At 58.3% G+C, this 7864-nt stretch carries 7 protein-coding genes; 3 read left to right on the top strand and 4 right to left on the bottom strand.

Going from position 1 to position 7864, the window contains the following annotated elements; all coding sequences use genetic code 11:
• On the bottom strand, positions 1–532 hold a 532-nt coding region (locus tag H6B51_RS15370), incomplete at its 3' end, for a hypothetical protein (RefSeq protein WP_204884513.1).
• A gap of 15 nt (positions 533–547) precedes the next feature.
• Complete coding sequence (locus H6B51_RS15375; protein ID WP_204884514.1) at positions 548–1378, bottom strand: GNAT family N-acetyltransferase; 831 nt, start codon at positions 1376–1378, stop codon at positions 548–550.
• A gap of 276 nt (positions 1379–1654) precedes the next feature.
• On the opposite strand from H6B51_RS15375, the gene H6B51_RS15380 reads away from it, so the two are divergent.
• From H6B51_RS15380 to H6B51_RS15390, 3 genes are all read left to right on the top strand, one after another.
• Positions 1655–2053 (top strand): polysaccharide deacetylase family protein, encoded by a 399-nt coding sequence (locus tag H6B51_RS15380; RefSeq protein WP_204884515.1) that lies wholly within the window; start codon positions 1655–1657, stop codon positions 2051–2053.
• Between the two features lie 156 nt (positions 2054–2209).
• Complete coding sequence (locus H6B51_RS15385) at positions 2210–5503, top strand: hypothetical protein (protein ID WP_204884516.1); 3294 nt, start codon at positions 2210–2212, stop codon at positions 5501–5503.
• Entirely contained in the window at positions 5496–7031 is a 1536-nt protein-coding gene (locus H6B51_RS15390) for a hypothetical protein (RefSeq protein WP_204884517.1), read from the top strand. Before H6B51_RS15385 ends, H6B51_RS15390 begins: the two co-directional genes overlap by 8 nt.
• Before the next feature lie 106 nt (positions 7032–7137).
• On the opposite strand, the gene H6B51_RS15395 is transcribed toward H6B51_RS15390, so the two are convergent.
• Both H6B51_RS15395 and H6B51_RS15400 read right to left on the bottom strand, forming a co-directional pair.
• A complete protein-coding gene (locus tag H6B51_RS15395) occupies positions 7138–7368 on the bottom strand; it encodes a hypothetical protein (protein WP_204884518.1) in 231 nt (76 codons plus the stop codon).
• 2 nt (positions 7369–7370) lie between these two features.
• Positions 7371–7700, bottom strand: a complete 330-nt coding sequence (locus H6B51_RS15400) for a hypothetical protein (protein ID WP_204884519.1) — start codon at positions 7698–7700, stop codon at positions 7371–7373.
• Positions 7701–7864 lie beyond the last annotated feature (164 nt).

Here is a 7864-nt window from a genome sequence, read left to right on the forward strand (position 1 = left end):
AACTCCGGGCGTACTCCCCGGCCAGCCGGGCCCGCTCCACCTGGGCCCTGTGTCTGACCTCCATCTCCTGGATGGGGGTACCGCCTTCAACCTCCTTCAGGCCGGCCTCTTCCTCCAGGGCCACCGCCTTCAGTCTGGCCTCCAGCAGAGCCTTCTCCGCTCTGAGCTGCTCCTCCGGCATGACCTGCTGCGCCGCAAGGGCCGCCCGCCGCTCCGCCAGTCCGGTCTCCTGACGTTCCACCTCGGCCCGCTGCTCCGCCGCCTTTTGCCGGGCGTTTTCCAGCTGCTCCCGCTTTTTGCGCTCAGAGCGGCTCTCCCTCCGCTGCAAGGGCGGGGCGGGCTGTTCGATCTCCGCATGGACCTCCATCTCCTGGAGCAGCGGCACCTCCACCGGCTCCCGCATCTCCAACCGGTGCGTCTCTTCCATCTGTTGCTCCTGAACCGGCTGCTGCTGGATCTGGACCGGCTGCTGGATCTGGATCGGCTGCTGCTGGATCTGCCGGTTTTGTTCCGTGGTGATCGAGTCACACATCCTGTATCCCCCCTATCACTGCATGTCCCACGCCGCCTGGTAATACCGGGCCAGCACCTCCCGGCCAGGCAGCAGCTTATCCACAAGAGAAACCGCCGTCTGAGTAACGGCAGCAATGCGCAGATCACCCTCCCGTTCCGGCAGCAGACTGGCCACCTGAGCCAGCAGCGCCATCAACTGGCCGGGATGATCCGGCGCACACCAGGCAAAGGACAGCTCCAGATCCGGTCCGTCCTCCGCCATAAACACCACCGCCTGGATCTCGCCGCCGTCCATGGCGCACAGGCACAGGGGCCGGCAGCAGCTTGCCTCGTCCAGCTCATCCCACAGCAGCGCATGCTGCTGCCGGAGCCGGTAGAAATACCGGCGTCGTGTGACCGCGGGCAGGGAATAGAAGGGGCGGATTTCCCCTTTCGTCCCCCCCATGGCCTCCAGTTTGCGGCGCGGAAGCTCAGATAACGGTACTCTACAGACCATCCCCTCCTCCGGCGCCACCGAAAAGGATTCCAGATGGGCAAAAAACAGGTAGACCGGGTCCTGCCGGTCTGGGGCCGCAAAGCTGCACACCACCGGCGTAACGGTAGCCCATGCATGGCGGCACAGATATTCCACCATGCCCCGGGCGATCCCTCTGCGGCGATACTCCGGGGAGACCGCCAGCGTCAGGATCTCCGCCGCCGGATCTCCCATGCGGAACACCAGCACTCCGCAGGCGGTTTTGTCCTCCACTGCCCCAATGGCATAGGTGCCGCTTTCAGGATTGGTAAGCCGTCTGATCAACGGCTCCTCCAGAAGGGGCTGAAACCAGTGCAGGGTTTTGTCAGTAATCCGGATAAACTCACGCATCGTTCTACTCCCTCCGATCTCGTGCGGAAACGATACTGCCTGCCCATGGTAGCTTGCCAAGATTTTCGGTTGATTCAGCAGACATGATCATAGCAGTCGATTTGCGGCCATTATAGCATAAGTCATCAATTTTGAACAGAACCAGAGTCCCATTACCGGTTTTCTCTGCTGCGGAGACTGCGGGCGGAATCTATTACAGCTACAGCTCTCGACAAAAAACTTTGGCATGGAAATCGGTTCCTCTCTGTGCCTGCTGCTGCACCTGAGCGAAGGTCCTTGGAGCCCTTGAGCCCCAAGGGCCGCTATGTTACATTACCCTGGGGTAACGAGGACACCCAGCAGCTCATAGACATTTTGGGAGAATACCAGATCAAAGCTACTTTTTTTGTGGTAGGGGACTGGGTGGAGAAATACCCCGAGTCGGTGAAGGCCCTTCACGAAGCAGGCCATGAGATCATGAACCATTCCAATACCCACGCCCACTACAACAGCTTGTCCTCCGAGGAGATCATTGCGGACGTTAACGCCTGTAATGACAAGATCGAGGCTATCACCGGCGTACGCCCCACTCTGATCCGCTGTCCCTACGGGGAGTATGATGATCACGTCATCACCGCCATCCGTTCCATGGGCATGGAACCCATTCAGTGGGATGTGGATCTGTCCCGAACATAGGAAAGCCCTTGCGGCACAAGGGTTTGCGGCGTTACAGGAAGAGAAAAAGCCCTTTGAGGAGGGCTTTTTTCATGTAAAAATAGTAATTATACTTGATTATTTTATAAGCATCAAATATCATTTAATTACTATTATGGAGTGCGGAGGGCTGACGCTATGCTGTACCCACAAGTGCGTGACCGCTACATCGCGGCGTTGGAATCGGTCAGTATTCCCCCGGCATCGGAGCAGCAGGCTGCCTCCATGCGAAAGGATTCCACCCTTCTGTGCGCCTTTGTCACCGCAAACGTGATACAAAATTTTGGCTTCCAAACGGCTGTTTCCAACATGAAACAGGACAAGTCCAAGCGCTGTTTTTATCCCGGCTTTGCCGGGGATCCCATGGCGGGAAGCAACAGCTTTTCCAGCCTGTTTTCGGTGGACTTTCTGACCTTTCTGCGCCACGTCACGCCCTCGCTGGCCGCCGATCCGGAGGCGTTTTTGGCGCTGTGCAGCCAGTATCACATGGACGATATCCGGGACCAGGGACACCACTTGATCTCCATCAATCTGCTGGCCTATCAGCTGGAACAGAAGCAGTTTTTTGCCCGGCTCCACGGGGCGGATGGCGGCGATGTGCTGGACCATGTGTACCGCTTTTATTGCACCCAAACCTGCGCCAATATGGCGCTGCTGCGGCGGGATTTTTTTGAGGAATTGTATCGCGCCATCCTGCACTATCCGCTGGATGAGCGGGCGTTTTCGCTGAAACCTTTGGAGAAAAAAGCCCGTGATGCGGCAGAGATTTTGGTGCTGGAACTGGGGGAATCCCGCGCGAATCAGAGCTCCATCATCCGGGACTTTTTGGTGGGCGGCCTCAACTTCCGGGCCGTGGCGCAGCGCAATCCGCCGTCACATTTTTCTCCCTGCAGGGAGTCTGCGGCGCGCATCAAATGGCTGAGCAAGGCCCAAAAAAATATCCTGCAAAGCAGTCCGCTGGATCTGCTTCGGGTCCTGTCCCTGGCCCATGGCGGCGCAAAAAACAGGATGCGCAGCAACGATATTACGCTGGAAAACGGCCTGATCTTTTCGGTATTTCTGTCCCATCTTACCCCCTGTTCCGACACGGATGAGCAGGCGATCATCTTCTTTCCCTCGCCCCATTTTGTGAGCAAGTGGGCTGCCCACGAGGAGACCCGGCATCGTAAAACCACGTTTATCTGCGCCACTTCGGAAGAGATGGAGCTGTACCGGCTCCATTTTTCCACCCCTGCCTATGCGGGACGAGCCTATCCGAATTTTGAATTTCTGTACATCAAGGAGGAAGATGTGGAGGCCTGGCTGCCTCCCGAAGCTGGAAAGAAGATGCTCTTTTTCGCCCGGTCTGTCGGCGCGCAGTCCAAGAAAAAGTGGTACCGGCATCTGCTGAACAGGGCTGCTCCAGCCACCGATCTTTTGATTCTGGAAGCCAGCAGCGAGCTGGAGCTGCGGGACTCGTCCCAGGAAAAAGAGGCGCTTGGTCTGCTGATTGCGCATATGGTTTCCATGATGCTCATTCCCCAGGGGATCTATCATTCCACCACGCCCCGCCGGAAAATCCTGATACGCTGTATCGTGGGCAGCGGCGCTGCCGCCGCGGGGATCTCCCTGAGCACCCTGTCCTTGAGCCACGATTTTCCCGGGCAGTTTCTGGCCAAAATTCCCATTCCGACGGTGTCCGTTGACAGCGGGGCCCTTCTGGATCTCACCACCACCATCCGCAGCCGCTTCCGGGATGAGCTGCTGAATCAGCGGCGCAGAGGGCGGGAACGAGCCCTGGCATTTGACGTGGATTTTACCGAGGACATCAAGATCTGGTGCAGCAAATCTTTTCCCAAAAACAACAGCGGACGCCCGCGGCTGGAGGCGTATATCTGTGAACCCCCCTCTGAAGAAAAGGTACATCGGGGGTACCTCCCCCGGGGGAAGGCCATTGCTTCCACGAAAAAACGGGTGGTGACCATGGGCAATAGCAGCCCGGACGCACAGGACGGCAGGGATGTGCTCTGGTGGCTGACCACCCAATATCCCTTCGCCGCGGTGGCGGGCCGGCGCAGTGCAAAGCAGCAGAAAGCAGGGCCTGACAGCGGCGCTGAGCCCCCGCCGCGCAAGTTTACCTACATCCGGGACGAGATCACCAGGCACTACCTGGAGCTGCTGCGCGGAGCCAACATTGCGCTGAAGACCCTGTGGTATCTGCATCCGGAACTGGAAGATTGCTTTTCCGGCCGCTCCGATTACCTGGCGTTTCAGGAGATGGTGTGCTACTCCGAGATCGGGGCCTTGCGGGTGGCGGACCTGACAGCGGAAGGCATTCAGGAGCTCCTGGAGGCCTGCTACCCGGAGGAGAACCAGGAGCGGCTGATCGTCCGGTTTCTGCTGATTTCCAACGCCCTGGATTTTGCGTGCCGGCGGGGCTACTGCCGGGAAAACAGCCTGGCGCCTGTGGTCAGAGACGGCCGGCTCAGCCAGAAGCTGTTTGCTCAGGTGCGCAGGGCGCTGGTTTCCCGGTCCCTGGATGCAAGGCAGCTGTACACCGTGTTTGACTGGACCCTGGACCGTATCTATCAGCAGGACGAGCCGGAATATGTGGGGGTTTTGCTGCGCCTGCTGCTGGGGCTGGAGAGCAATATCGTCTGTGCCCTCACCTGGCAGGACATCCATGTCACAGAGTCCTGCGGGATCCCATATCTGTCGGTGCATAAGCAGTGTACCAACGACGGCACCCAGCTGTGCGGCTTCTCCGATCTGGAGGATTATCGGAACCTTCCCTGCGTCAAGACCCTTCTGGACGCTCTGGACCATGTGCGGCAGCGCCAGAAGGCGCTGTCCCCCCTCCATCCCCCCGCCACTATCATGGGGGAAACCAGATCGGAAAAGGGAATGGTGTGCTTCCCGCCGGTGAAGCTGGACCGGCTGTGCCGCAAGGCCCTCAAAACCGCGGCGCTGCCCGACCATATCATCCCCGTTCCGGACAACCGGAAGGGCAGCAAGGAGACCAATCTGAGCAAATATTACGGCGATTTCTTCCGCATGAATCTCAGCTACTGGCTGCGCACCACGGCGCAGTTCAATGCCGATGAACTGCAATATGTGCTGGGCAACCAGCCGCAAACCACATTCGGGCGGTACTACTGTGATTTCCTGGCCGATTCCTCCCAGCTGATCCTGCTGAAAAAGCTGCAGCGCTGGGAGGCGGTTCTGGTCCAGCGCGGCACCGCCCGGACAAGATCCCAGCGGCTCTGTGCCGCCGGCCAGGCTGAGGCGGAGCTGTCCCTTCCCGGCAGGCACCCTCTCTGGGCCCATATCCACATGGCGGCGGACCGGGATCAGGAGGAGCTCCATATCAGGATCAGGAGCCAATATGGATGCAAGACTCACATCACCTGCCTGGAAACAGGGGATGCAACGGAGGGGGAGCCCGATGGCTGATGTACACAGGACTGCGCCGCCCCTGCTGTGGGACTGGGGATATCCGGAGGAAACCCCGGACAGAAAGCCCACCTTTTTCGGGGTGCTGCGCCGATATTTTGTGGAGTGGGACGATCAGGGCGACAATATCGGGATTTCAAAAAACTGGAACGAAGAGACCTGTGCCCTCTACCGCAACCAGTACGAAGGCCGCATCCTTCCCTTCCTGGACGCCAGGAAGGCCGTGGAGGACTATGAGGAGGCAGATTTCCTGGGGGTGTTGACCTCCATTCAATCCCAATACGGGCTTTCTGAGAGCTCCATGGAGCATTACCGCAACCTGCTGTGGGTGGTCTACAGGGCGGGGCTCTCCCACGGCCTGTACCAGGACAACATCTTCTGGGGCGCGGTCATCGATTTGTATGACGGGGACCCCAAGCGGCGGGAAAAAAACCGGACGGAGGTGCTGACCCGGCTCAGGAAATCCTTTACCGTGGAGGAAGAGGGAAAGCTGCTCGCCTATTTCCGGGGACTGGACCCGGAACTGGCCGAGGGAGAAGACGTAGGCCAGCTGATCATGTATGGCTTTGGTTACCGCAATAATGAGGCCGCGGGCCTGGACTGCGGCTGTATCCGGGAATCCGTCCTGCCGGACGGGACGGTTTTCCGCACCATTCACAACTACCAGTCCACGATGCGGGACAGCAATGCCGTCAAAGCAGGCGGGAAAACCCCCAATTCCCCCCGGGAATTGCCCGGGCTGGATTTTATATTTGACTTTTTGCTCCGGCGCAGGGACTTCCTCTACCGGCAGGCCCAGGCAGGGCTGCTTGACCTGGCATCCTGCGGAGGGGATCCGGCCCGTATCCCTCTGGTGTGCCGGGGCCGGGATTATCTGGTTCGCTGTTCCTCCCGCGACCTGAGCCGCGCCGGACGAGCCCTGTTTGCTCAGATCGGCATTTCCAAACGGCAGCTGGGTGTGCTGACCGGTATTTTGTACTCCGACGAGGTCACAGATCTGTGTATCGAGGAGCGGGACCCTACCACCTACCTGTACCGCAGGGCCCTGGGTACCCATCTGTATGCGCTGGGGTTTACCCAATCTGAGATCCAGTACTATATCGGCCATGAGATCGAGAGCCCCGATCTTCTCCGCAGTGATTTCATCAATCAGGATATCCTGCTTCAAATGAAGCGAAAGCTGGACCGGCACCCCGCCTATGCCTGGCTGAACATCACGCCCGGAGAGATGGTCCTCACCCCGTCGGACCTGGAATTTCAGGCTGAGCAGGCAGAAAGCGCCCTGGTCCTCTCTCTGCGGCGGGGGCAGCAGGTATCCATTGCGCTGGCGGCTTGCGAGCCCAATGATACCATCTGCGTTTCCCTGTCCGCCGCCCGGGACGGCGGCGCCGTTGCCGCTGATATCACCTATGGAACCCGCCCCGTGCCATACCCCAAGACCGTGGATATCTCAGCCCGGATCCAAGATGCATACGCGGACAAAAGAAAGGCCTGTGCTTCCTGGACAGGCGACAAAGCCGGCAGCTAGAGAATGCATGGAGCAGAAAAGAGCCCTCACACCGGCCAGCCTGAGGCAGATGGCGGATGGTGGAGGGCCCTTTTGTATTCAGATTTAAGCGGTTATGGTGTCTGGCTCAGGCGGAAACGGACTCATCAAAAAAGCCCCGCACCGGCCGGGAAGAAGGTTCCCGTTTGGCTAACTCACGCTCATAGTTGACACGGGTAATTTCTTCGATAAAAGCTTTCTGAGTTGGAGAGGCTGTAGCCCAAGAGACGTTGAACTTTTTGCACATGGAGAAAAAAATCCCGTACCACAGCCGGTCTTCCTCACTCTCATGGGTGAAATGCCACTTGGCGACTTCCATGTTTAGCCCTCCTCCAAGTAACCTGTAAAAATGATCTGAGCAGCTTCGTCACAAATCAAATATCTGGGTGCCGTATTGTTTTCCCGGCCGGGTAAACGAACTGCACCAAAATCTCGTTCATAATGCCTTGCTAATTCAGGTGTCTTAGCATCCAGCGTTACATCATCATTAAAACCAGCATCTACCGATAACTTGATGCCATAGGCAATGAGAGCCCGCCCAATTCCTCGATATTTCGGCGCCTCTACAAGAGTGCGGTTGCTTTCAGCTTGACCCTCCATATAGACGATATGGACACCCATTGTTCTATTTCGAACTTCATAGGCACCCAAGGCCACCAGTTCTCCTTTTTCTGTTTTGAATCCATACAGATCAAAGCCGCTGGATTTGACACTCCCCACGGCTAAAGCCGGGGGATTCTCGGTTCGCCCACCACAGCCTGCATCGGCGAGGTCTTACACAGTGTCCCCGAGCGTATGGGTTCGGGCGTGTCCCG

It is taken from the genome of Pseudoflavonifractor phocaeensis (assembly GCF_016901955.1).
GTDB classification, from domain to species: Bacteria; Bacillota; Clostridia; order Oscillospirales; family Oscillospiraceae; genus Flavonifractor; species Flavonifractor phocaeensis_A.